24 protein-coding genes and 1 pseudogene are annotated in these 24,127 nt (G+C 59.8%); 4 read left to right on the top strand and 21 right to left on the bottom strand.

The genetic code is table 11. The features are described from left to right. Positions 1–51: 51 nt before the first annotated feature. Both AC1Q8Q_RS16120 and AC1Q8Q_RS16115 read right to left on the bottom strand, forming a co-directional pair. Entirely contained in the window at positions 52–333 is a 282-nt protein-coding gene (locus AC1Q8Q_RS16120; RefSeq protein ID WP_454866501.1) for a hypothetical protein, read from the bottom strand. A 123-nt stretch (positions 334–456) separates the two neighbouring features. Then, on the bottom strand, positions 457–912 hold the full coding sequence (locus tag AC1Q8Q_RS16115; RefSeq protein WP_492598559.1) for an eCIS core domain-containing protein: 456 nt from the start codon (positions 910–912) through the stop codon (positions 457–459). Positions 913–1,305: 393 nt separating this feature from the next. Here AC1Q8Q_RS16115 and AC1Q8Q_RS16110 point away from each other — a divergent pair, with 393 nt between their 5' ends. Next, positions 1,306–3,432 carry a TonB-dependent siderophore receptor gene (locus tag AC1Q8Q_RS16110; RefSeq protein ID WP_492615249.1) on the top strand — a complete coding sequence of 709 codons (2,127 nt, stop codon included), beginning with the start codon at positions 1,306–1,308 and terminating at the stop codon, positions 3,430–3,432. A gap of 63 nt (positions 3,433–3,495) precedes the next feature. Here the strand turns inward: AC1Q8Q_RS16110 and AC1Q8Q_RS16105 are convergent, their stop codons facing one another. The 13 genes and pseudogenes from AC1Q8Q_RS16105 to AC1Q8Q_RS16045 form a co-directional block, all read right to left on the bottom strand. Then, positions 3,496–3,675, bottom strand: a complete 180-nt coding sequence (locus tag AC1Q8Q_RS16105) for a DUF1289 domain-containing protein (protein WP_168757588.1) — start codon at positions 3,673–3,675, stop codon at positions 3,496–3,498. 2 nt (positions 3,676–3,677) lie between these two features. Then, positions 3,678–4,037, bottom strand: coding sequence for a hypothetical protein (locus AC1Q8Q_RS16100; RefSeq protein WP_168757589.1), 360 nt, complete (start codon positions 4,035–4,037; stop codon positions 3,678–3,680). 46 nt (positions 4,038–4,083) lie between these two features. Further along, the gene (gene dmeF, locus AC1Q8Q_RS16095) at positions 4,084–5,013 is read right to left on the bottom strand and encodes a CDF family Co(II)/Ni(II) efflux transporter DmeF (protein ID WP_168759150.1); all 930 of its coding nucleotides are present in this window, start codon (positions 5,011–5,013) and stop codon (positions 4,084–4,086) included. Positions 5,014–5,032: 19 nt separating this feature from the next. Continuing rightward, positions 5,033–5,308: a metal/formaldehyde-sensitive transcriptional repressor gene (locus AC1Q8Q_RS16090; RefSeq protein ID WP_492615248.1), complete on the bottom strand. Its 276-nt coding sequence runs from the start codon at positions 5,306–5,308 to the stop codon at positions 5,033–5,035. 110 nt (positions 5,309–5,418) lie between these two features. Then, a complete protein-coding gene (acs, locus tag AC1Q8Q_RS16085; protein WP_492615247.1) occupies positions 5,419–7,374 on the bottom strand; it encodes an acetate--CoA ligase in 1,956 nt (651 codons plus the stop codon). 58 nt (positions 7,375–7,432) lie between these two features. Continuing rightward, entirely contained in the window at positions 7,433–8,188 is a 756-nt protein-coding gene (locus tag AC1Q8Q_RS16080) for a methyl-accepting chemotaxis protein (RefSeq protein WP_492598560.1), read from the bottom strand. A 102-nt stretch (positions 8,189–8,290) separates the two neighbouring features. Next, positions 8,291–9,316: pseudogene (locus AC1Q8Q_RS16075) on the bottom strand (HAMP domain-containing protein); the annotation flags it as partial. Between the two features lie 169 nt (positions 9,317–9,485). Continuing rightward, positions 9,486–11,006: an acetaldehyde dehydrogenase ExaC gene (exaC, locus tag AC1Q8Q_RS16070; protein ID WP_083348609.1), complete on the bottom strand. Its 1,521-nt coding sequence runs from the start codon at positions 11,004–11,006 to the stop codon at positions 9,486–9,488. A gap of 74 nt (positions 11,007–11,080) precedes the next feature. Continuing rightward, positions 11,081–11,908 carry a phosphonoacetaldehyde hydrolase gene (gene phnX / locus AC1Q8Q_RS16065; protein ID WP_151141343.1) on the bottom strand — a complete coding sequence of 276 codons (828 nt, stop codon included), beginning with the start codon at positions 11,906–11,908 and terminating at the stop codon, positions 11,081–11,083. Positions 11,909–11,947: 39 nt separating this feature from the next. Then, positions 11,948–13,291 carry an MFS transporter gene (locus AC1Q8Q_RS16060; protein ID WP_033042028.1) on the bottom strand — a complete coding sequence of 448 codons (1,344 nt, stop codon included), beginning with the start codon at positions 13,289–13,291 and terminating at the stop codon, positions 11,948–11,950. A gap of 270 nt (positions 13,292–13,561) precedes the next feature. Then, positions 13,562–14,728, bottom strand: a complete 1,167-nt coding sequence (locus AC1Q8Q_RS16055) for a 2-aminoethylphosphonate--pyruvate transaminase (protein WP_492615246.1) — start codon at positions 14,726–14,728, stop codon at positions 13,562–13,564. Between the two features lie 261 nt (positions 14,729–14,989). Beyond that, positions 14,990–16,381 carry an FAD-dependent oxidoreductase gene (locus tag AC1Q8Q_RS16050; RefSeq protein ID WP_083348611.1) on the bottom strand — a complete coding sequence of 464 codons (1,392 nt, stop codon included), beginning with the start codon at positions 16,379–16,381 and terminating at the stop codon, positions 14,990–14,992. 46 nt (positions 16,382–16,427) lie between these two features. Continuing rightward, positions 16,428–16,778 carry a RidA family protein gene (locus tag AC1Q8Q_RS16045; protein WP_020800140.1) on the bottom strand — a complete coding sequence of 117 codons (351 nt, stop codon included), beginning with the start codon at positions 16,776–16,778 and terminating at the stop codon, positions 16,428–16,430. A 133-nt stretch (positions 16,779–16,911) separates the two neighbouring features. Between AC1Q8Q_RS16045 and AC1Q8Q_RS16040 the strand changes: the two genes are divergently transcribed. The 3 genes from AC1Q8Q_RS16040 (at position 16,912) to AC1Q8Q_RS16030 (ending at position 19,009) form a co-directional block, all read left to right on the top strand. Continuing rightward, the gene (locus tag AC1Q8Q_RS16040; RefSeq protein ID WP_020800141.1) at positions 16,912–17,787 is read left to right on the top strand and encodes a LysR substrate-binding domain-containing protein; all 876 of its coding nucleotides are present in this window, start codon (positions 16,912–16,914) and stop codon (positions 17,785–17,787) included. Positions 17,788–17,919: 132 nt separating this feature from the next. Further along, positions 17,920–18,465 (top strand): chalcone isomerase family protein, encoded by a 546-nt coding sequence (locus tag AC1Q8Q_RS16035; RefSeq protein WP_168757596.1) that lies wholly within the window; start codon positions 17,920–17,922, stop codon positions 18,463–18,465. A gap of 19 nt (positions 18,466–18,484) precedes the next feature. Beyond that, the gene (locus tag AC1Q8Q_RS16030; RefSeq protein WP_168757597.1) at positions 18,485–19,009 is read left to right on the top strand and encodes a DUF3833 domain-containing protein; all 525 of its coding nucleotides are present in this window, start codon (positions 18,485–18,487) and stop codon (positions 19,007–19,009) included. A gap of 1 nt (position 19,010) precedes the next feature. Here the strand turns inward: AC1Q8Q_RS16030 and AC1Q8Q_RS16025 are convergent, their stop codons facing one another. From AC1Q8Q_RS16025 to AC1Q8Q_RS16000, 6 genes are read right to left on the bottom strand one after another with little or no spacing between them, the layout of a single operon-like run. Further along, complete coding sequence (locus AC1Q8Q_RS16025) at positions 19,011–19,508, bottom strand: DUF2878 domain-containing protein (protein ID WP_492615245.1); 498 nt, start codon at positions 19,506–19,508, stop codon at positions 19,011–19,013. 2 nt (positions 19,509–19,510) lie between these two features. After that, entirely contained in the window at positions 19,511–20,776 is a 1,266-nt protein-coding gene (locus tag AC1Q8Q_RS16020) for a class I SAM-dependent methyltransferase (protein ID WP_492615244.1), read from the bottom strand. Beyond that, complete coding sequence (locus AC1Q8Q_RS16015) at positions 20,763–21,554, bottom strand: DUF1365 domain-containing protein (protein WP_179054502.1); 792 nt, start codon at positions 21,552–21,554, stop codon at positions 20,763–20,765. The genes AC1Q8Q_RS16020 and AC1Q8Q_RS16015 overlap by 14 nt, the downstream gene beginning before the upstream one ends. Beyond that, entirely contained in the window at positions 21,551–22,798 is a 1,248-nt protein-coding gene (locus tag AC1Q8Q_RS16010; protein ID WP_033042016.1) for an NAD(P)/FAD-dependent oxidoreductase, read from the bottom strand. The genes AC1Q8Q_RS16015 and AC1Q8Q_RS16010 overlap by 4 nt, the downstream gene beginning before the upstream one ends. Beyond that, entirely contained in the window at positions 22,795–23,556 is a 762-nt protein-coding gene (locus AC1Q8Q_RS16005; RefSeq protein ID WP_492615243.1) for an SDR family NAD(P)-dependent oxidoreductase, read from the bottom strand. The genes AC1Q8Q_RS16010 and AC1Q8Q_RS16005 overlap by 4 nt, the downstream gene beginning before the upstream one ends. After that, positions 23,553–23,975, bottom strand: coding sequence for a nuclear transport factor 2 family protein (locus AC1Q8Q_RS16000; RefSeq protein ID WP_168757600.1), 423 nt, complete (start codon positions 23,973–23,975; stop codon positions 23,553–23,555). The genes AC1Q8Q_RS16005 and AC1Q8Q_RS16000 overlap by 4 nt, the downstream gene beginning before the upstream one ends. Positions 23,976–24,127 lie beyond the last annotated feature (152 nt).

The following is a 24,127-nucleotide window of genomic DNA, read 5'->3' as shown; positions in this document are numbered from 1 at the left end:
TTGATGGTGGATGCGAAGCTGTCGGACGCAGAGCATGTCCGGCCACAACAGCTATTTCTCCTGCGACTTCATTTCCGTTCTTATTTGCGTCTCAGGCCCGAAAAACTGATTGGGATCATCGGCCTTCTCCAGGTCAACCCAGGCTCGGCAAATGCAATGGGAGAATTGTTCCCGCACCTTTTCGGTGTCTTGCCAGTCCATGGGTGATGCCTGGGTTTTCTGTCCTTCGGCCGTTTTGTAGCAGACACAATTGTCGAGTCGGGTGACGCCGTTATCGCTCTGGCAAGCAGTGGTAAGCAAAGAGATCGCGATGAGCATGACGATGCGTTTCATTGGCTCCTCTCCGAGGCTGTGGTGAAGGGCTTGGGTTGAATAGACGGCCCCACAGTAGAAGAAGCTTAGCTGTCATTTTCCATCGCTCCATCCACTGCCAGCTTTGGTAGCGGTCGCTTTGACTCACGGATTTCGAGGAAGCTCTGGGGAGGCTACGCTGGCTCTCAGCGCCTTCGCTACCTGGGTTTGAATCTCGTAGGCAGGTGCCTCGACGGCGTTGTAGTCACGGGTGTAGCGAGTGGCAAATTCGCCGACGCCCCATTGCTGGTATTGCTGCACGTGCTTCAACTCATGGGCCCATAACGCGACGTTGTTCAGTGCATCGTCCTGACTGCGAAAGACGATGATGTCGACAAGGGTGACGGCATTGACATCGGGGTTCTGCAGCATGGTGTTCGCGGCATTGAGCTCTTCGTCATCGCCGATCTTGTAGCGGGCCGAGTCGAGCACCTGTATGTCGTAGTAGGGTTCAAGCTGGGCGCGAATATTCAGCGGGATGGTTTGAACATCGCCGGTTGCCGCGGTGTTGCGCGATTGAACGATCCAGCTCTGTAATCCTGCGGCCGCTATCTGGTTCATGTTTTCGAAGAGCTCCCCGCTGTCCTCCTTGGAACCTGGAGCACAAAAACAGGCAACCACACACACCTGGTACTGACCTTGCGGGCAGGCGAGAGCCGTAGACGAAGTGCCAACGCACAAGAGTGGAATCGCCAGGCGCAAGGCTTGACGCAGAAAGACGGCTGACAATGGGGACTCCCGCAGGCAGTTATTTGGGCAGGAGCATGCTGTCCTGCCACGAATTCGACCGTTGTTACTGCGTTCGATTCCCTTGATCCACGGTTTTTTCGTACCATTGCCCGCAAAAATACGAATGAGAACGCCTATCAAAAGCTATTGATACGGTATACCATGCGCCGCGAAATTATTGGCAAGTATGCCGTCCCATTTGGCTATTCTCTCAAGGCTTCCTAGATGCGTCGTACCCTGCTGTCTATCTGTGTGCTCCAGGCGTTTTCCACTTCCACCTGGGCTGAGCCAGCGACAACCGCTGCAACCGGCCTGGAGTTGCAAGCGACCGACATCGTTGGCACCGCGGACCTTGAAACCGCCACGGGGCCAGTGGACGGCTATCGCGCAACCCGCTCTGCCAGCGCAACCCGTACCGACACGGCGATCCACGAAACCCCTCAGTCCATCAGCGTAGTGACCAAGGATGTCGTCGAGGACATCAGTGCCACAAGGTTGCAGGATGCGCTCGATTACGCCGGCGGCGTGGGACGAGCCAACAATTTCGGTGGCCAGGGGCTGACCACCTTCACCGTGCGTGGCTTTACCACCGGTGAGTTCTATCGCAACGGCTTCCCGATCAACCGTGGTTACCCGAATATGCCGGATGCGAACACCATCGAGCGGCTTGAGGTATTGCGCGGCCCGGCGACCACGCTTTACGGCCGGGGCGATCCCGGCGGTACGTTCAACGTGGTCTCCAAGCAACCGCTTGCCGAACGCACCGTCACGCTGGGCAGCCAGCTCGATGATCAGGGAATGAAGCGTGGCACCCTGGATGCCTCGGGCCCGCTCGACGAAGAGGGTCGCCTGGCCTATCGTCTGAACGTGGTGGGCGAGGGCGGTGACACCTTCCGCGATCACGTGGAAACCGAACGCTATGGCGTGACGCCGGTTATTTCGTGGCAGGCCAACGATGACACCAAGGTGATCTTCGAAGGCGATTTCATGCGCAACAATCACCCGCTGGATCGCGGCCTGACGCGCTATCCGAATCAGATTGGCACCGCGTCACGCGACACGTTTTTCGGTGAAAAAGACGTTGGCAAGTTGCACAACGACAACAACATGGCCCAGTTGCGTTTCGAGCACTTCCTGAATGACGACTGGACATTGGGCGGTGGCTTCCAGTGGCTCGATGGCACCTTGCAGGGCAATGCCGTTGAAGCCAATGGCGTGGCGGCCGATGGACGCACCCTGGGGCGCAACTTCAACTACCGCAAGCTTGAGTGGACAGACAAGGACACCCAACTCAATCTCACCGGGCATTTCACCGCGCTCGGTTTCGATCACACCTTGCTGACTGGCGTCGAATACGAGGATTACGACTACAAGTCGATCATCCAGCGCTCCAGCGGTGCAGTGAGTGCCTACCCGATCGATATCTTCGACCCGGTGTATGGCCAGCCTCGCCCGGCCCTGACCCGTACGCCGACCGACGACAAGGAAAACCTCAAGACCTACGCCGCCTTCGTCCAGGATCAGGTGGCGTTGACCGAGCGCTTGAAAGTCCTGGCGGGCGCCCGTTTCGAGCGCTTCGAGCATGACTACGAAACCTTCGTGCCGGGTGGCAGGAGCTGGGAAGCGAGCGATAACGCGGTGACGCCACGTCTCGGTGTGCTGTATGACCTGACCGACACCGTGGCGGTGTATGCCAATACCGCGCGCTCATTCAAGCCCAATAGCGGGGCCAGCCGCGAGGGGGGTGGTTTTGACCCGGAGAAGGGCAAGTCCTATGAGATGGGCATCAAGTGGGAAGCGCTGGATCGCCAGCTGAGTGTGGACGCGGCGATCTACCAGATTGAAAAACGCAATGTCCTGACCACCGACCCCGTGGACTCGACCTTCAGTGTGGCGGCCGGCGAAGTGCGCAGCCGTGGCTTTGACCTGAACGTGGCTGGCAATGTCACCCCTGAATGGCGGGTGATTGGCGGCTATGCCTATGTCGACGCCGAGGTTACCCAGGACAACGTGATCGAGTCGGGCACCCGGTTGATGAATATTCCCAAGAACAGTTTCAGCCTGCTCAACGTCTACGAGTTCCAGGAGGGCGCGCTCGAGGGGCTGGGGCTGGGCACGGGGCTCAAGTACGTCGATGAGCGCGCAGGCCAGACGGCCAACACGGCGTTTTCGATGGGCAGCTACACCGTCGTCGACCTGCTGGGCTTCTACAAAATCAATGACAAGGTCCGGCTCAATCTCGATGTGAAGAACCTGTTCGACCGGGATTATGAAGAAGGTGCCTTTGGTAACGTCTATGCCTACCCGGGTGCGCCGAGGACGGTTCAGGTCGGTATTTCCTACACCTTGTAGCTCGATGGGATGTAGCTGTTCACTCATTCGCCCGCCGCGTCGCAGGGCGAGTGAGTGAATGGGTCACGGGATCTTCTTCAGTCCCTTCAAGCGTATAGTCGCCCTTTGCACCGCGGCCATTTTTTCAGGCCGCTTCATGCGCTTCCACTTCCTGATGTCTTCCTTACTACGCCCGCAGCTCACGCACAGATCGCCGCGCAGTTGGCATACGGAAATGCATGGGTTTTCGATGTCCTTGGCCATCGTCAATGGCCCCTCGATGCCAGGCGTTTTTGCCAATCGCCATCATGAGCGCGTTGGCATTCCTCCTCAGAGTCGAATCGGACAGTGTGATCCGAAGGCTCCAGATCGATGCCTGCCTCATCCAGCGCGATGGCCGTCAACTCAAATACCCGCGCTTTCGCGCCAGCCTGGGCGAGTTTTCTGTCGGACAGGGTTTCGAACACCCAGGTCACCTTCAGCGTCTGGGCAAACGCGTTCATGTCAGCCGTGTGGGTGAGCCAGGTAAAGCCTTTGATTTCAGATTTTGCCGTTTCGCAGGCGTCGGTCAGTGTTGCAATCAAACGGCGCTCGATTCGCGCAAGTTCACGTTTGCCCAAGGGCATGGCGGGCTCCTTTGTGAGAAGTCGTGGGGGTTCCCTGTCGGGTAAATCAGACAGGTCGAAACTCGACAGTCAGATGGCTGATTTCGTGAACCGGCTTCAGGCGTTCACGAATGCTTTCGGTGTTTGCAGTGGCTTGGCCAATGACGCTGACGATCGCTGCATGCGCTTGCGGCCCAATCCGCCAGACATGCAGGTCGGTGATGGTTGCATCGCCGGGCCGTTCAACCAACTCGCGAACTTCCTCTGCAACGTGCTCATCGGTTTGATCCAGCAGGACGCTCGCGGTGACACCCATCAAGGTCCATGCCCATCGCGCGATGACAACGGCACCCACGATGCCCATTGCAGGATCCAGCCATACCCATCCGAGGTAGCGGCCAGCGAGCAATGCCACAATGGCCAGGACGGACGTCAGCGCGTCCGCGATGACGTGGGCGTAGGCTGAGCGCAGGTTATTATCGTTGCCGTGATGTTGGTGGTCATGATGATCGTGATCGTGATCGTGATCGTGGCCATGACTGTGACCGTGGCCAAGCAGCAGTGCACTGACAATGTTGACGATCAAGCCGACAATCGCAATCAGCGTGGCGGCTCCGAACTGGACCGTTGTCGGCTGCAACAGCCGCATGACGGACTCTACGCCGATTGCCAGCGCAACCATGCCGAGAATGAGCGCTGAGGCAAACCCACCCAAGTCTCCAACCTTACCGGTACCGAAGCTGTAGCGCCGGCTGGACGCATGGCGCCTGGCGTATCCATACGCGGCCACCGCGATGCCCAATGCACCGGCATGGGTTGCCATGTGAAAGCCATCGGCAAGCAGCGCCATCGAGCCGGTGATATAGCCGACGCTGATTTCGCCCACCATCATCACCAGGGTCAGCGCCACGACCCAAAGCGTGCGTTTGGCATTTTCTGCGTGTGCAGGCCCAAGGAATACGTGGTCGTGTACATGTTTGATGTTGGTGTTGCTCATGAGCCGGTACTCCTTGAGTTCACTTGGCGTAGCGGCGAATGGCTTCAAGCAGTTCTTCAACACCCTTGTTGCGTTCATCTTCACTGAGGGCAGGGTTCGCGACATGCTCGCGAGCGTGATCCTCGATGATTTCTTCCATCAAGCCATTGATAGCCCCGCGAGTGGCAGCGACAAGATGCAATGTTTTCGCGCAGTCGAGATCCGATTCCAGTGCACGCTCAACGGCCTGGATTTGTCCGGCGATGCGTTTAACACGCTTGAGAAGATCGTCTTTGTAGGCAGCAATATGACTCACGGGATACCCCCTTACTTTCGTTTGGGGAGTATAGGTATACCCCCTATACCTATACAAGCCTCTTTCGTCCTTGAAAGTGAATGCCGGCTTTCAGGAAAGGGGGGCAGCTGTCAGGCCGCAGTAATGGTCTTGTGCGTATCAATCAAATGCTGCACCACCCCCGGATCGGCCAGGGTGGAGATATCGCCCAGGCCATCGTATTCAGCGGTAGCAATCTTGCGCAGGATGCGCCGCATGATCTTGCCCGAACGCGTCTTCGGCAGCCCCGGTGCCCACTGGATGACATCCGGCGAGGCAATCGGGCCGATTTCCTTGCGCACCCAGTTCTTCAGCTCCAGGCGCAGTTGCTCGCTGGTCTCTTCACCAGCGTTCAGGGTGACGTAGACATAAATGCCCTGGCCCTTGATGTCGTGCGGCACACCCACCACCGCCGCTTCGGCGACTTTCGGGTGGGCGACCATCGCGCTTTCGATCTCGGCGGTGCCCATGCGGTGGCCGGAGACGTTGAGCACGTCGTCGACGCGGCCGGTGATCCAGTAGTAACCATCGGCATCGCGACGGGCGCCGTCACCGGTGAAGTACATGCCACGGAAGGTCTTGAAGTAAGTGTCGACGAAACGGTCGTGATCGCCATACAGCGTACGCGCCTGGCCTGGCCACGAATCGAGAATCACCAGGTTGCCTTCGGCCTCGCCCTCGATGATGTTGCCCAGGTTGTCCACCAGCGCCGGCACCACGCCGAAGAACGGCCGCGCCGCGGAACCCGGCTTCAAGGCATGGGCGCCGGGCAGCGGGCTCATCAGGGTGGCGCCGGTCTCGGTCTGCCACCAGGTGTCGACGATCGGGCAACGGGATTGGCCGACGTTCTTGTAATACCAGTCCCAGGCCTCGGGATTGATCGGTTCGCCCACCGAACCCAACAGGCGCAGGCTGCTGCCATCGGCGCCTTCGACGGCGGCCGTGACCGCCGCCATCATCGCGCGGATCGCGGTCGGCGCGGTGTAGAGGATGTTGACCTTATGCTTGTCGACGATCTTCGCCACCCGGGTGATGTCCGGGTAGTTCGGCACGCCTTCGAACAGCAGCGTGGTCGCGCCGTTGGCCAGCGGGCCGTAGACGATGTAGGTGTGGCCGGTGACCCAGCCGACGTCGGCGGTGCACCAGTAGATTTCACCCGGGCGGTAGTCGAACACGCGCTCGTGGGTCATGGCCGCGTACAACAGGTAGCCGCCGGTGGTGTGCTGCACGCCCTTGGGCTTGCCGGTGGAGCCGGAGGTGTAGAGGATGAACAGCGCTTCCTCGGCGCCCATCTCTTTCGGCGCGCACACGGTGCCCGCCACTTTCATCAGGTCTTCGTACCAGATGTCGCGGTGCTGGTTCCACTTGATGTCGCCACCGGTGCGCTGGCACACGATGACTTTCTGGATGCTGCTGGTTTCCGGGTTGGTCAGGGCGTCGTCGACGTTGGCCTTGAGCGGGATCTTCTTGCCGGCACGGATGCCTTCGTCGGCGGTGATCACCACCTTGGATTTGCAGTCGATGATGCGACCGGCCAGGGCTTCCGGCGAGAAACCGCCGAACACCACCGAGTGAATCGCGCCGATGCGGGTGCAGGCCAGCATGGCGACCACGGCTTCGGGGATCATCGGCATGTAGATGGTCACCACGTCGCCGCGGTGCACGTCCTGGCCACGCAGGGCGTTGGCGAACTTGCAGACTTGTTCGTGCAGTTCGCGGTAGGTGATTTTCCGGCTTTCGGAAGGGTCATCGCCTTCCCAGATGATCGCGACCTGGTCACCGCGTTCGGCCAGGTGACGATCGAGGCAGTTGTAGGAAACGTTGAGGGTGCCGTCGGCGAACCACTTGATGTCGACATGGTGATCGTCGAAGGACGTCTGCTTCACCGTGGTGAAAGGCTTGATCCAGTCGAGGCGCTTGGCTTGCTCGCGCCAGAAGCCGTCCGGGTTGACGACTGACTGCTGGTACATGGCCTTGTAGGTCGCCTCGTCGGTCAGGGTGTTGGCCAGAACCTCGGGACGAACGGGATACAGGGAAGCCGCACTCATCTTTCTTACCTCGGTGGAATAGTTGTTTTTGTGATCTGAAATTGTGTTGCTGTGCACTTCAAATCCTGAAGCGGCTGAGCAGTCTGTGCTGCTCGCCTACCTGTTCCCCCATCACGGAACATTGGCGGACCTGCTTGGCGGCACTGCCGGTGACTTCGAGGCTGATGTCGCGGATGTTGGACGTATTGCGATTGATTTCCTCGGTCGTGGCGCTCTGTTCTTCAGCCGCCGCGGCGATTTGCAGGTTCATGTCATTGATGCGGTAAATGGCTTCACGGATGCGCTCAAGGGTTTCATTCGCCGCGTTGGCATCCAGGGCGGTCTTGCTGGCGGTGTCGCGGCTTTGCTGCATGCGCACCTGGGCGTGTTTCACCCCCATCTGCAGTTGGTCGATCATCTGGCGTATTTCCTGGGTGGATTGCTGGGTGCGCGAGGCCAGGGAGCGCACCTCATCGGCAACCACGGCGAACCCGCGTCCCGATTCGCCAGCACGTGCCGCCTCGATGGCCGCATTGAGCGCGAGAAGGTTGGTTTGATCGGCGATGCTGGTGATGACCGCGACAATCGATTCGATGCCTTGACTGAGCGTGGACAATTCATTGATGGCCTGGCCGGTGTCGTCCATCTCCTCGGCCAAACGCTTGATAGCCCCTGTTGACCTGGACACCAGGGCGACACCGTCTGCGGTTTGCCCGGTGGCAACGATGGCCGCCTCGGCAGCCGCTTGGGCATTGCGCGCCACGTCCTCGGCGGTCGAGGCCATCTCAGTCATGGCGGTGGCGAGTTGATCCAGTTCCTGCAGCTGAATTTGCACGCGACTGGCGGCCTGGTCCGCTTCAGACGACGTTGTGGTGGTGCTCTCACGGACGTGTCGAGCGCTGTTTTTCACATCGCCAATCAGCGATTTGAGGTTTTGCAGGAACTGGTTGAACTCCCTGGAGACCTGCGCAATTTCATCATTGCCAGACACGGGTAATTGGTGGGTGAGGTCACCGTCTCCGCGGTTGATGTCTGCCAGTGACGCCTTGAGCCGATCCAGCGGCCAGAGTAGTCGCCGGACCAGCAAGCCCAGGACCAACAGGCTGAGCAGCACACCCAGGCCAGTACCGATCACGGCTCGCCAGCTGAGGATGCGGGCTGCGGCCATGACGATGTCCTGGTCCAGCACCACACCGATGTACCAATCCATGCCCTTGAGATCGGTGAGCGGAATGAAGGACACCAGGAGCGACTTTCCACCGCCGCTGGCTTCTTGAAGTTGACCGGTCAGCGGCAGGGCGCTACCGGCGAAAAGCTGGCTGTAGGGTTGACCATTCAGCCCGGCGTCCGGGTGAGAAATGATGTTGCCACTTTTACTCAGCAGGAACGCATAGCCGGCGCCGCCGAAATCCAGGGTGTTGATGGCATCGGCCACGGTGGTCAGGCGGATGTCACCACCGAATACCCCGAGCGGTTGACCCGCGTCGCTGATCCGGGCCACCGCCGAGATCAGGATTTCGCCGGTGGTGGAGTCCTTGTAGGGTTCGGTCAAGACCGCTTGGCTGCCTGCTTTACCCGTCGCGTACCAAGGGCGGGTGCGACCGTCATAGTCGGGTTTTGGATTCCAGGGTGAAGCGTTCTTGATGGGTTTGCCGTCGGACTCAAGGGCGCCGAATACCAGCTTGAATTCGTCTTTCAAAATGGCTGAGTCGATGATCCTCTGGGTCGCTTGCGCGCTGTACTGACTGTCGATCGCCTGGGCGGCCAGGTCCATCAGGTGAAGCTTGCCGTTCAGCCAGTTTTCGATCTGACGTGCCACGGCGTTACTCGATTCGCCAATGCTGGCCTCGACCTGGTTACGCAGAATCGTTCGTATCTGCCCTACCTGAACCAGCGACAGGAGACTGGTTGTCACCAACAGCACAAAGGCAGCCACAAGGCTCACCTTGTAACGAATTTTCATCGAGGATTCACCTGCAGATACGGCGTGATCCTTGTAGGAGCGAGCATGCTCCGGGCGGCGTTCCGACGATGGTCGTCAACGATGACGCGATTAGTCTGGCACCCCGTGGCGTGCTCAGGTTTTTCGCGAGCATGCTCGCTCCTACAAGGTGGTTGTTGTTAGTGCGAAATCAGAAGAAGCCCAGCGGATTGATGTCGTAGCTCACCAGCAGGTTCTTGGTCTGCTGATAATGGTCGAGCATCATCTTGTGGGTTTCACGACCGACGCCGGACTTCTTGTAGCCACCGAACGCGGCATGCGCCGGGTACAGGTGGTAGCAGTTGGTCCACACGCGCCCCGCCTTGATCGCCCGGCCCATGCGATAGGCGCGGTTGATGTCGCGGGTCCACAGGCCGGCACCGAGGCCGAACTCGGTGTCGTTGGCGATGGCCAGGGCTTCGGCTTCGTCCTTGAAGGTGGTGATGCTCACCACCGGGCCAAAGATTTCTTCCTGGAACACGCGCATCTTGTTGGTGCCCTTGAGCAGCGTCGGCTGGATGTAATAGCCGCTCGCCAGGTTGCCCTCGAGTTTTTCCACCTTACCGCCGGTCAGCAGCTCGGCGCCTTCGCCCTTGGCGATTTCCAGGTAGGACAGGATCTTGTCGAATTGCTGCTCGGACGCCTGGGCGCCGACCATGGTGTCGGTGTCCAGCGGGTCGCCGCGTTTGATCGACAGGACTTTTTTCATCACCTCTTTCATGAAGTCGTCGTAGATCGATTCCTGCACCAGGGCGCGGGAAGGGCAGGTGCAGACTTCGCCCTGGTTGAAGAACGCCAGCACCAGGCCTTCGGCAGCCTTCTCGATGAAGGACGGTTCGGCCTGCATGATGTCTTCGAAGAAGATGTTCGGCGACTTGCCACCCAGCTCCACGGTGGACGGAATGATGTTCTCGGCCGCGCATTTCATGATGTGCGAGCCGACCGGGGTCGAGCCAGTGAAGGCGATCTTGGCAATGCGCTTGCTGGTGGCCAGGGCTTCGCCGGCTTCTTTGCCGAAGCCCTGCACGATGTTCAGCACGCCGGGTGGCAACAGGTCGCCGATCAGCTCGACCAGCACGGTGATGCCCAGCGGGGTTTGTTCGGCAGGCTTGAGCACCACGCAGTTACCGGCGGCCAGGGCCGGGGCGAGTTTCCAGGCGGCCATCAGGATCGGGAAGTTCCACGGGATGATCTGCCCGACCACGCCCAGGGGTTCATGGAAGTGATACGCCGCGGTATGTTCGTTTATTTCGGCCGAGCTGCCTTCCTGGGCGCGGATGCAACCGGCGTAGTAGCGGAAGTGGTCCACGGCCAGCGGGATGTCGGCATTGAGGGTTTCGCGCACGGCTTTGCCGTTGTCCCAGGTTTCGGTGACGGCCAGCAGTTCCAGGTTCTGTTCGATGCGGTCGGCGATTTTCAGCAGCGCTAAAGAGCGGTCCTGCACCGACGTCTTGCCCCAGGCATCGGCGGCCGCGTGGGCAGCGTCCAGGGCTTTGTCGATGTCTTCAGCCGTGGAGCGCGGGAATTCGGCAATCGGTTGGCCATTCACGGGCGAGGTCGTGGTGAAGTACTGACCCTTGACCGGTGCGACGAACTCGCCGCCGATGTAATTGCCGTAACGGGACTTGAAGGAAACGATGGCACCGGGGGTGCCAGGGTGGGCGTAGTTCATGGTGGCGTTCTCTTGTTTTTTTTGGATGTGGCCGTCCTTGGGGCGGCCACTGTCAATTGCGCAAGCCGACAGGGTCAGGAACCCTGAGGGGTTTCCCCACGTGCCAGACGCGCATTGATGTCTTCGATGACCGCCGGCAAATCAACGATGGTGTCGATCAGGTAGTGAGGGCGCGAGCCTTCGAACATCTTGACGATGCGCGCGCGTTCCTCGGCCAATGCCTCCAGGGACAAATCCTTGAATTGGTCATAGGTCAGGCCCAGTGCGTTGCCGGAGCAGGTCAGCGCCACCGTCCACATGCCCGCGCTTCGGCCTTCGAGAATGCCCGGCCAGGTGTCATCGACCTTCACGCAAGCGGCGACGTCGCTGATGCCCAGGGCAATGACGTTGGCCAAGGCTTGCGCCGGGTGCGGGCGTCCATTGGGCACTTCGTCGGTCGCCACCACGTGGTCGGTGACATAGCCGTTCTTGCGCGCCAGTTCCACGACCTTCTCCATGACCACGGCCGGATAGCCGGAGCAGGAGCCGATTTTCAGGCCCTTGTCGCGCAGGCCGTTGATGGTCTCGAGCGCACCGGGAATCAGCGCCGAATGCAGGGCGATTTTCTCGATCTGCAGCGGCATGAAGCGCTCGTAGAGGGCGGTGACATCATCGTCGGTTGGCAAGCGGCCGAACACGGCGTGGTAGCGGTCGGCAATCTGTGGCTCGTTGCACAGCGTGCGGATGTGGTCCCACTTGCCCATGCCCATCGGCCCGCGAGCTTCTTGCAGGGACACCGCGACGCCGAACTCGGCAAAGGCCTCGACGAAAATCTGCGTCGGTGCGAAAGAACCGAAATCAACGACGGTGCCGGCCCAGTCCAGAACCACGGCTTGCAACTGAGAAGGTTGTTGGTAATTCATGATGATTGCTCCAGTGATAATTGATAGATGGGTTCGGGTTCAGGAGTTGGTGCCAAGTACGACCGGCTGCACCGGCGTCGAGGACAGCACCGGGCTTTCCACTGTTTTCGGGCGGCTGTTCCAGAAGGGCACCAGCATCAGGCTGGCCAGGAGTGCAGCGCCGGTGAACACCAGGAACACGGTGATGGTGTCGAAGTAACCCGGCAGCAAGCCACCGAGCACGGCACCGACCGAGCCACAGCCATTGACGAAGCCTGCGGCGGAGGCCGCGCCGTCCTTGCTGCCGAAATCGATCGCCGCCGAGCCGCTGAGCATCGAGTCCGGCCCGTAAAGAGACAGGCCCATCATGAACAGCAGGCCGACCACGATGTAGAGGCTGCCGCTTTGCATGGCGGGAACGAACAGCGCAAGACAGGCAGTCAGGATCACCAGGCTTAGGACACAGACGGGAATACGACGGGCGCCGAAATACTTGTCCGAGGCGATACCGATGAGGATCGGTCCGATCAAACCGGCCAGTTCAAACGAGGTGGGAACGATGGCTGAGGCCACCTTGCCGATCTCGGGCATGCGCTCGTAGATGATCACCGGCCCCCACAGGAGGATGGCGTAGCGCGCTGGCTTGAGCATGAAGTAGGCGAGGCCGAGCACCAGCACGGTCCGATTTTTCATCACGGTGCGCAAGCCGGCCCACATGCTTTCACGCGGTACCACGACGTTGCTGACGGGCTCGATTTCGATCTCCACCGGCGGCAGGCCGACGTCTTCCGGCTTGTTGCGTTGCAGGAAGAAGAACAACACCGCCACCACCAGGACCACCACGGCGCTGCTGATAAACGCGAGGCGCCAGTCGTGGTAGTGGTTGTAGGCCCACCAGCCGGCAAACGGCGTGGCGACCAGGCCACCGAAGGCGTAGGAGGTGCTCCAGAAACCCAGCACGCGGCCGCGTTCGCTGGTGCTGAAGAAACTGCCGACGTTCTTGCACAGCCCCGACCAACCGGTGGACTGGGCGAGGCCCTGGACCAGCATGCAGGAAGCGAAAATCGGCAGGGTCGCGTAAGTACCCATCAGCAGCGCGGCCAGCGCCGAAATAACGAGCCCGCTCAGGACCACGACCCTGGGGCCGAAGCGGTCGGAGAAGTTGCCCCACAGAAACTGCCCCACGGCATACGCGGTCAGGTAGAGGGCGTCGAGATTGGCCATCATGGCCTTTTCGAGCATGAAGTCCGGGTCTTCGCCAATACCCAGCTTGGCAACGGAAAACGCCTTGCGGGTGAAGTAGAAGGCGGCATAGGCCACCCAGGTGATGAGGAAAACTTGCACGCGCCAACGCTGGAGCGATTTCCAGCCAGTGGCGAGAGGACTTGTAGCGTTCTTGTTCATGGTGTTCTGATCCCGTATGTGGTGCCAGACAGCGCAAATAATGAGTTTTGTTTTTGTTTTCGGTACAGAAAGACTGTCCACGCACACGGCATCGATCAGATGGCCGTGAGATGGCATCAGGCTTTAAGCATTAAATTGACGCGATCGCTGACGGCTGCCCGGCTCTGCCTGGCGATCAGTCAGCGAATCCATGTTTAAAAAAAGATCCCTGTCCAAAGGTGCTACCCATTGCACCCGTGCTCGAATTGACAAAGACCTTTAAAGGGGCGGTCAGCCTGCCGGTAGATGCATGTCGACGTTCATCGCCACAAGACTGTCGGCGATGGCGCGCAGCAATTGATGGACGATGTATTCGTCGATCTGGCCGATACAGCCGATGCGGAAACTCTCGGCGACGGTCAGTTTGCCGGGGTAGATGATGAACTGGCGGGCCTTGAGTTCATCGTAGAAGCGCTTGAACTCAAAGTTCGGATGTTCCGGACTGAAGAACGTGGTGATGATCGGCGACAGCCAACGGTCTTCCAGCAACGTTTTGAAGCCAAGCTTGCGCATGCCGGCGACCAGTACGTCGCGATTGCGTGTGTAGCGTGCCAGTCGGCCATGCACGCCGCCTTCGGCAGTGTGTTGCTCCAGGGCTTTATGGAAAGCCACGACGCTGTGGGTCGGAGGGGTGAAACGCCATTGCCCGGTGCGCTCCATGTATACCCACTGCTCGTACAGATCCAGGCTCAGGGAGTTGGCGCGGCCTTTGGCGGCCTCCAGCACGGAGCGGCGGATGATGACGAAGCCGAACCCCGGAATGCCCTCGATGCATTTGTTGGCAGAAGACACCACCACGTCGAACGTGATGTCCTTGACCGTCAACGGCACGGCGCCGAAGGAACTCATGGCATCGATGATCAGGCTCTTGCCATGGGCCTTCACCACATCGGCGATTTCGCGCAGCGGATTGAGAATGCCGGAGCTGGTTTCGCAATGGACGATGAAGACGTTGGTGACCTCCGGATTGTCCTTGAGCAGGGCGTCGACTTCCTCGGGCTGCGGCGGCAAGTAGTCGCCTTTGTCCAGGGTGATGAAGGCGCGACCGAGGTACTCCAGGGTCTTGGTGGCGCGTTGGCCGTAGGCGCCATTCATCAGCACCAGCGCTTTACCGTCACGGGGGATGGCCGTGGCCAAGGCGGCTTCCACCGAGTAGCTGCCACTGCCTTGCAACGGCACGCAGGCAAAGCTGTCGTCCGCGACGCCGGCCATGCTCAGCAGGTTCTGGCGAACCTCGGCCGTGACTTGATTGAAGGAAACGTCCCATGAGCCCCAGTCGCGCAGCATGGCTTCCTTGGTGGCCCTGGAAGTGGTCAATGGCCCTGGGGTCAGCAGGTAGGGTTCACCCAAGACTGGTGTAGCCAGCGCCTGTGTGGTCGGGAATTCAGCTTTGGTCATGATCTTCTCCGGCGGTGTTGTTCTTGTAGGGGAGTGATGCATGTGCTGATCAAAACATCTGCGGAAAAATAACTGAAATCGATTTATCACATGTCACAAACAAGCTGGGCTTATAAGTGGAAACTGGGCGCATTGATCGATATCGGCACGCCGCAAATCTTCGCTCGCGGCTCAATTGAACGGTTGAAACCAGGAAACCCCGCCTGGCAAGCGCCAGGCAGGGTTGATCACCCAAACAAATATCGCAGACCTGACGCTGCGCTATGCCTTGTCCGACTTGCCCGCCGCCGCGGCGAACTTCGCCAGGCGCACGTCCAGTCGACGGGGGCGCAGGTTGCGGTCCTCGGCGTGCTCTTTGCGGCGAATGGCGTTGCGCACCATCAGCGAGCCCAGGTAGCGGATCGGCTCTGGCGGAAACAGGCCGAGCGGTCCTTGCACCAGCGGCGAGCGTGTCCAGGGGTTGTCCTGCCCCAACACCAGCGATGAAAGGATTTGCCCACCCATATGACAGGGACCGACGCCGCTGCCGGAATAGCCGAAGCCATAAAACACGTTGCCGCTTGCGCCCATTCGGCCGAAGAACGGCAGCCCGGTGACGGAGCGATCGGACGGGCCGTTCCACGTGGCGGCAATGCCGACATCGGCAAAGTCCGGGAAGAACTCGGCCAGGGTCTTGCGCAACAAGCCCTTGTAGGGCGAAGGCTGGTCGAATACTGGCAGGATGCGACCGCCGTAGGCGAAGGTATTGCCACCTTTGCCGAGCATGATCCGGCCGTCCGGGGTGTTGTGGTAGTAGTGCACGAAGATGCGCGAGTCGAGTACGGTGACCCCGCTGGTCAGGCCGATTCGCTCCAGCAGGTCGGGGCGCGGTTCGGTAATGATCATGTCGCTGGAGACGATGGCCACCGAGCGCGAAAACTCTGGAAAGGCACGGGCCATCCAGGCGTTGATGGCCATGACTACGCGCTTGGCCACGACTTTCCCGCCCGGCGTGTTGACGGTGGCCGGCAGCCCGTGTTCGAGGCCGGTCATTGGCGAACCCTCGTGGATCCGCACGCCCAGGTCGAGCGCAACCCGGCGCAGGCCACGCACCAGCTTGCCCGGTTGCACACTGGCCGCCGCCGGTGAGAACCAGCCTTCGACGTGACGGGTTGAACCCGACATGCGTTGCACCTCAGGGAGTGCGCGTTTGGTAAAGGAGTTGATGCCATTGCGCTCCAGCGCCGCGATCACCCCGTCCGTCGAACCGACCTGGGCGCGGTTGGTCGCGGTGTAGAGCGTGCCATCGAGGCGGTAGTCGGCGTCCACCGCGTATTTTTTGCAGAAGGCGCCGATGGCGTAGATGCTCTGTTCCGATTCCTTGACCAGGCGCACAGCCTCTTCGACCCCGAACAAGCGTTCCAGGGTGAAGAACTTGGCCGACCAGGACAGCGCACAACCGCCGTTGCGTCCACTGGCGCCGGCACCGCAGATGTCCGCTTCGACGATGACAACGTCCAGTTCGGGGTTCTGTTCCTTGAGCATGATGGCGGTCCAAAGGCCGGTGTAACCACCGCCGACGATGCAGACGTCGGCGTGGGTGTCTTGGCGCAATGGCGGGCAGGGCGTATCGGATTGGCTTTTCAGGGCCTGGTCGAGCCAGAAGGGGCGCATGGGGAGTCTCCGTTCGAAAGGTTGCGGGGTGGCATTCAGGACGCAATCAGCCGCAGGCGGCGACCACGATCATTTCCACGCGCCAACCGGGGTCGATCAGGTTGGCCAGGGTACAAGCGCGTGCGGGGGCATGGCCTTCGGGGAAAAATTCGTCCCAGACCCTGTTGAGCCCTTCATAGTCCTCGCGGTGAGCCAGCAGGATGCGCACCGAAAGCACCCGCGTACGGTCGCTGCCGACACTGAGCAACAGCTGCTCGATGGCGCAAAGAACCTCGTGGGTCTGTGCCTCGATATTGCCACTGAGGTCCGTGGCAACCTGGCCCCCGATGTAGAGGACGTTGTCATGCCGGACCATGTCCGAACGGCGTTTTATCGTGGCGAAACGTTCGATTTCCATTAGGCATTCCTGATTGATCCAAGCAGCGGCTCGTTGGCCAAGGCATTTGCGAAATCCATCCTTGCAGTTCATTGTTCATAAATAAAATCGATTTATCGTATGTATGAATAAGTTGAAACTATAGGTAGGCCCCATGACGATCTCCCATACCCAGCTCAAGGCTTTCCACGCCGTGGCAATCAATGGCAGTTTCACGCGCGCGGCCGAACAGCTGTGCCTGTCCCAGCCGGCGGTGTCCGACCAGGTGCGCAAGCTTGAGGAGTACTACGGCGTGATGGTGTTTTTCCGGGACAAACGCCTGGTGCGCCTGACGGAGGTGGGCGAGCGCTTGTTCGGGCTGACCCAGCGCCTGTTCGATATCAGTGTCGATGCCCACGACATGTTGATGGACTACCGCACCCTGTCGACAGGGACCCTGAACCTGGCCGTGGACGCGCCCGTGCATGTGCTGCCTTACGTCGCGCGCTTCTGTGCTCGATACCCGGGCGTGGATGTGAAAGTGGAAACGGCCAATACCGATGAGGTCCTGCAGCGGCTGTTCGGCCACCAGGCAGACATCGCCCTGCTGGGGCGCAATATCGAAGATGACCGACTGCTCAAGCTGCCCCTGCGCAGCGATCCGATGCTCGCCTTCGTCGCCCATGACCATCCCTGGGCACAACGAACTTCCATCTGCCTCGCCGACCTGGACAACACGCCCCTGGTATTGCGCGAGCAGGGCTCGGTGACGCGACTGTCCCTGGAGGAGGAGATGGCAACCGCGGGCTTGCGCATTCGCAAGGCCATCGAGGTGGAGGGGCGTGAAGCGGCCCGTGAGGCCGTCGCCATCGGTATGGGCGTCGGCGTTGTTTCGGCGGCCGAACTCGGTGCGGATTCGCGGATTCGCGGCTTGCCGATCGTCGATTGCCAGCAACGTTTTACCGAGACCCTGGTTTGCCTGCGAGCGCAGAGTTCCCGGCGCATCCTGACGACGTTCTTTGACATTGTCAGGGAGATGGCAGGGGCGTGATCTCCGTGAGGGCTTGAGCTCGTCAGATACCGCCTTTCAACGCTGACCATAGCGGTTATTAGCTGTACAAAATAAAAATTTGGTATAGCTTTTAAAGGCGTCCCTTGAGTCTTATCGAGGCCTTTGCACGATATGCAGACAGACCGCTTTATCCGCCACGTTGTCTGTCTTGTTCTGATGCTCCAGAGCCCAGGACTGTTGGCTGATTGGCGCGAGGCCCTGCCCGATGCTCGTCGGATAGGGGGCGGCGAGATGCGAATATTCGGTTTTTCCATCTACAGCGCGCAATTGTGGAGCCCACGCCTGCTTGCCGGTGATCTGCCAGGCGCGGATGTGCCTTTTGCGCTGGAGCTGACCTACCGACGCGCGATCAGTCGCGAGGATCTGGTCGAGGCCAGCATCAAGGAAATCCGCCGCCTGTCGCGCACCCCGCCGAATTCGCAATTGATGGCCCGTTGGGAGCGGGAGATGCTCAAGGCCTTTGTCGATGTGCGCGCCGGTGACCGCATTACAGGCGTCTATGTGCCCGCACAGGGCGCACGTTTTTACGTCGGCGAGAATCTACGGCATGTGGTGAAGGACGAGGCGTTCGCCGAAGCCTTCTTTTCCATCTGGCTTGACCCTCGAACCCGCGACCCGCAACTGCGCGCCCAATTGCTGGGCATCGCCAAACCCTGAAAACATCGAGGAGATATGCATGCTGAGGATATGGCTATTGCTGCTGTGCATCGGCCTTGCAAGTTGTAGTCGGGTGGATGTGCAGACCTACAGTCAGGAAACCCCCAAGCTTGATTTGCGCGAATTTTTCGAGGGGCGGGTTGAAGCCTGGGGAATCTTTCAAAAGCGTTCAGGCGAGGTCACCAAACGCTTCCACGTAGAGATCAATGGCCACTCTGAAGGTAATCAGCTGATCCTCGACGAGTCATTTACGTACAGCGACGGTACTCGGCAGAAACGCGTGTGGACGCTCACCCCGGCCGGACCTGGCCAATGGCGTGGAACCGCTGGCGACGTGGTGGGCGAGGCGCAGGGTGAGGTGGCAGGTAATGCATTGCGCTGGCGATATGTGCTGAGGTTGCCGGTGGAGGGCAAGGAGTATGAGGTTCATCTGGACGACTGGATGTACTTGATGGACGAGAACACCCTGATCAATCGCTCGTACATGTCCAAGTTCAACGTGGAGGTTGGCCAGATCACCTTGTTCTTCCGCAAGCAATCTTGAGTCAACGAGCAGGCTGTCCGGCCAGCCAGTGCAATGCCGGCATCAACATCGCCCAAATCAAAGCGAGTATCAGAATGCTGGGCCAGGTACCCAGCGGCAGGCCGACATCAGCCAACCTGGCACCTCCCCAGTAAGAGAGAGGCCCGCCAATAGCCCCTAGCAGGCTGCCTATCCACCAAGGGCGCTTTGTCCAGCTCAGGCTGTGACGCAAAGTACTGGCAAAAAGTAGCCAGAGGATTGCCAGCCAGAGCGGCAAAATGAGTGTGGCACCGGGAAACTGGAATACCCCGAGATGCAATAGAGCACTGTCCAGGACCCAGCCGCAGGCTGACACCTTCAACAGATAACGCCACTCATCAGGGGTGTTTGCAATCCATAGCAGGTGTATCGCCAGGCAGGTCATTGCCAGCAGCAACAGCCACGGCCGTTGCGCACCCAGCACACAGGCGAACCAGCCGATCTGGAACAGTCCTGCGTTGAGCAACAACCGGCCTCGCACGTTCACGCCTCCAGGCCGAAAGGCTGCGGCCGTGCCCCGGGTTTGGCGAGTAAAAGGTGCGCGGTGCCGATGCTTCGTTCCAGGAAGCCGCCCTCGCAGTAGCACAGGTAAAACTCCCACAGGCGAAAAAACGCCTCGTCATAGCCTAGCGCTTCCAGGTTGTGCCGGCTGCGTCGCAGGTTCTCGTGCCACAGGCGAAGGGTGCGTGCGTAGTGAAGCCCGAAGTCCTCCATGTGATGAAGGTTCAGGTCGGTGTCGCGACTGATGGTGTGCAGCATGGTGCTCACCGAAGGCAAGGCGCCACCCGGGAAGATGTAGCGCTGGATGAAGTCGACGGTTTTTTTCGCCTGCTCGTAGCGCTGGTCTCGAATGGTGATGGCCTGCAATAGCATAAGCCCGTGTTCCTTGAGCAGGTGCGCGCACTGTTTGAAGTAAGTGGGCAGGAAGCGGTGGCCGACGGCCTCGATCATCTCGATCGACACCAGCTTGTCGTATTGACCCGTCAGGTCACGGTAGTCCTGCAGCAACAGGGTGATGCGGCCTTGCAGGCACTGCTCTTCGATCAGGCGCTGGGTGTAGGCAAACTGCTCACGCGACAGCGTGGTGGTGGTGACCTTGCAGCCGTATCGGGTGGCCGCATAAATGGCCATGCCGCCCCAACCTGTGCCGATTTCCAGCAGGTGGTCGCTGGGTTTGAGATCGAGCTTTTGGCAGATGCGCTCCAGCTTGTACATTTGAGCTTGTTCAAGGCTATCGCTGCTGGACCGGAACATGGCTGCCGAATACATCATGCTGGGGTCCAGCAGGTGTTCAAACAGCGCGTTGCCCAGGTCGTAATGCGCAGAAATGTTGCGTTGCGAGCCTTGGCGTGTGTTGCGGTTGAGCCAGTGCAACGCTTTTGCCAGGGGACGGCGTAGACGTGCCAGGCCGCGCTCCATTCCATCCAGCACGTCGAGGTTGGCAACGAATACGCGGATCACGGCCGTCAGGTCGGGGCTGCTCCAGTAACCGTGGATATAGGCCTCGCCGGCGCCAATTGAGCCATTCACCGCCACCATTGGCCAGAGCGCCGCATTATGCACTTCTATCTCGCCATGCGGTGCCGCGCCAGGCTGGCCGAAGCTCAGTGGCTCACCGTCGACGATGATGACCAAATGTCCGTGGCGCAGGTGCGCCAGTTGATGCAAGACGCCTTTTTTCAATACACGGGAGCCTATCCCGTTGGCAGCAGAGCCACACGTTATTGGGGTCAGGCTAGGATTCGTCATGGCGAGACTCCAGGTTTGCGGTGCGGTATTCACCGGCGGCGGGTTGATGGGAAACCAGGGGCAGACGCTTGAGCAGCAGGCGCAGAGCTTGCGAGTAAATGCCGAGCAGGGTCTTGGCGGTCATCCAGGGAAAGTCCAGAAGGTGGCGATGCAGGCTTTGGCGCGTCAGTTCGACGCGCTCCAGACCCAGGCCGGCTTCAAATATTTTTTGCTCACCCTGCCAATCCTGCATGTTCACGTGCAGCGTTTGGCCGGGAGCGGAAAAACGCATGCGGTACTCCAGGTCACGAGGCAGGAAGGGCGAGACGTGAAAGCTCTTGGCGACCCGGTGGCATGACTCACCGGTTGCATGGGTCGGCAGTACATAGTGGTAACGCTCTCGCCAAGGGGTATTGCTGACTTCGCAGAGAATGGCGGCCAGGCTGCCGTCGGATTCGAAGCAGTAAAACAGGCTGATCGGATTAAAGGACAGCCCCCAGCTACGGGGCTGGGTGAGCAGACAGATGCGTCCCTGCGGCGCGTGACCAAGGGCCTGTTCCACGCGCTGGCGCACTGCATCGCTCAGGCTCATACCCTGACGCGTTGCAAGCGGCAGGTAGTCAGTTTCGCGGAAGGCGAAGGCGGCCCAGCGCGAATGTCCGGCGAACCAGGATAAGGCCAGCACCTGCGATTGTTCCGCCAGATCGAGGTAGAGCATACCCATGCGGTAGCGAAACCCATGGGTGCGCGGCAGCAGCCGTCGGTGGCTGACCCAGCCGCGGTACAGTGCACTGTTCACAGTTTTTCTCCGAAAGCGCTCGCCACGCGCAAGGCGCTTACCACGCCGTCCTCGTGGAAACCGTTGGCCCAGTAGGCGCCGCAGTAGTAGCTGAACTGGGGCCCCTGTAATTCTTGCCAACGCGCTTGTGCGGTCATGCCTGCCTGGCTGTATTGCGGATGGGCGTAGCGGAAGCGGTCGAGGATTTTGCCGGGGTCGATGGCTGCGGTCTGGTTCAGGCTGACGCAAAAGGTGGTGTCGCTCGAAAGCCCCTGGAGGATATTCATGTTGTAGGTAACAGCTGCCAGGTGCTGGGCTGAGCCGCCGAGGCGGTAGTTCCAGCTCGCCCATGCTCGGCGACGGTTGGGCAGCAGGCGGGTGTCGCTGTGCAGCACCACATCGTTTTCGGCGTAATGCAGTGCACCGAGTATCTCTCGCTCGGCTTGGCTTGGAGCGGCCAACAGGCGTAGCGCCTGATCGCTGTGACAGGCGAACACAACGTTGTCAAAACGTTTGCTTCCGGTCGCACAGTGCAGGGTGACCCCGCCCAGGTCACGTTCCACGCGATACACCGGGCAGTTAAGGTGGATACGCTCGACAAAACCGGCACTCAACGCCGTTACGTAACGGCGCGAACCGCCGCTGACCACACGCCATTGCGGCCGGTGGGTGACGGACAAGAGGCCGTGATTTTTACAAAAGCGTACGAAGAACTGCAGCGGAAAACGCTGCATGTCGCCCAGTGACATCGACCAGATCGCCGACCCCATAGGGACGATGTAATGTTCGATAAAACGCTGGCCGTAGCCGTTTTCCCGCAGGTAGGCGCCCAGCGTGGTGTCGGCAGTGATGCGCTGTTCTTCCAGATCACGTGGGGCTTGGCGGTTGAAACGCAAGATCTCGCGCAACATGCCCCAGAAGCCAGGTGAAAGCAGATTGCTTCGCTGGGCAAACACTTGGTTGAGGTTGCCGCCGTTGTATTCAATGCCGGTGTGCGGGTCCTGGACCGAAAAGCTCATCTCGGTGGGTTGCGAAGCCACGCCGAGTTGATCCAGCAGACGGATGAAGTTGGGATAGGTCCAGTCGTTGAAGACGATAAAACCCGTATCGATGGCATGGCGTTCGCCCTTTACTTCAACGTCGACCGTATGGCTATGGCCACCGATCCAGTCACTGGCTTCGAACACAGTGATGTCGTGTTTGCGGTTGAGCAGGTAGGCGCAGGTCAGGCCGGAAATACCGCTGCCGATGATGGCTATTTTCATGAAGACTCTTCTGTGACCGGACGCGCCATGCGTCTGCCCAGCGTCAGTTGCAGGCGTTGGGGCAATAACGCTAATGCGCGCAGAGCGGCAATGAATGGCCAGGGAAATGCAATGTCCAGGGGACGTTTTTCCAGGCGGGTGGCGATGTAGGAGGCAGCTTTGCCGACCGGCCAACGCATCGGCATCGGGAAATCGTTTTTTTGCGTGAGTGGCGTATCGACGAAGCCCGGGCTGACGAGCGTGACGTCGATACCTTCGTGAGCCAGGTCGATGCGTAACGACTGAAACAGGTAGCGCATTGCCGCCTTTGAGGCGCCATACGCTTCGGCGCGCGGTAACGGCAGGTAGGTCACCGAGCTGCACACGGCCACCAGATGCGGCCGCTGAGCCTTGCGCAACAGTGGTAGGGCGGCTTCCACGCAATGGGCGGCGGAAAACAGATTGGTCCGCATCACGCGTTCAATCATGTCGGCTTCAAAGACGCCTGCGTCCACATACTCGCAGGTTCCAGCGTTGAGGATGACCTGATCCAGATGGCCCCAGACTTGCCCGATTCGCTCGCCCATGGCTTGAACCTGGCGTGGATCGGTCAGGTCGCCCGGCAGCAGAAGTACCTGCTGCGGATGACCCCTGTGTAACTTTTCCAGGGCCGTTGCATTGCGTGCGCTGACGGCCAGGAAATGGCCTTGGGTCAATAAAATTTCCGCCAGGGCGGCACCGATGCCGCTACTGGCTCCAGTGAGCCAGATGCGTTTCATGCCAATCTCCCCTTTAGCCAGCCAATCGCACTTCCCATTAGAGGCAAGTGCTCATAGAGCAGAGCGCCTGCATCAAAGTAGTCGCGATGCTGATACACCTTCTTGTGCCAAAGCAGGTGCGAACAGCCAACCACCTCTATGAGTTGGCCATGTCTCAAGCGGGGATGGCGATAATGCAGGGTCCAGCGTAGATAACCGGCGCCGTCTTGCACCTGGTCATAGCCGTGGAAGGTGAAACCAAGCTCGCTGACGTTGGCATACAGCTCAGTAAAATATTCTTCCAGCGCTGTCAGGCCCTGGATCTCATGGAGCGGATCACTGAAGCGTACGTCGTGACTGTACAGATGCTTGAGATTGTGCAGATTGCTGCCGTCCAGCGCTGCAAATTCGCTGGCAAAACATCGCAAGAAATCAGCCACGTCGTGTCTCCATTGCAGGCAGGCATGGAATTTCCCCGCCTCTTTTTCTTGTACAGGCGCATGGGGTTTGTATAGTTATTTGAAGAATAGGACGTTGCCTGTACAAGTCAACTTTTTTGTACAACTTTTCTGAGGGGGAGGGTTTTTCATCA

The organism is Pseudomonas sp. GW823-FHT06B06 (genome assembly GCF_058795195.1).
This window is presented reverse-complemented; position numbering and strand designations above follow the sequence as displayed.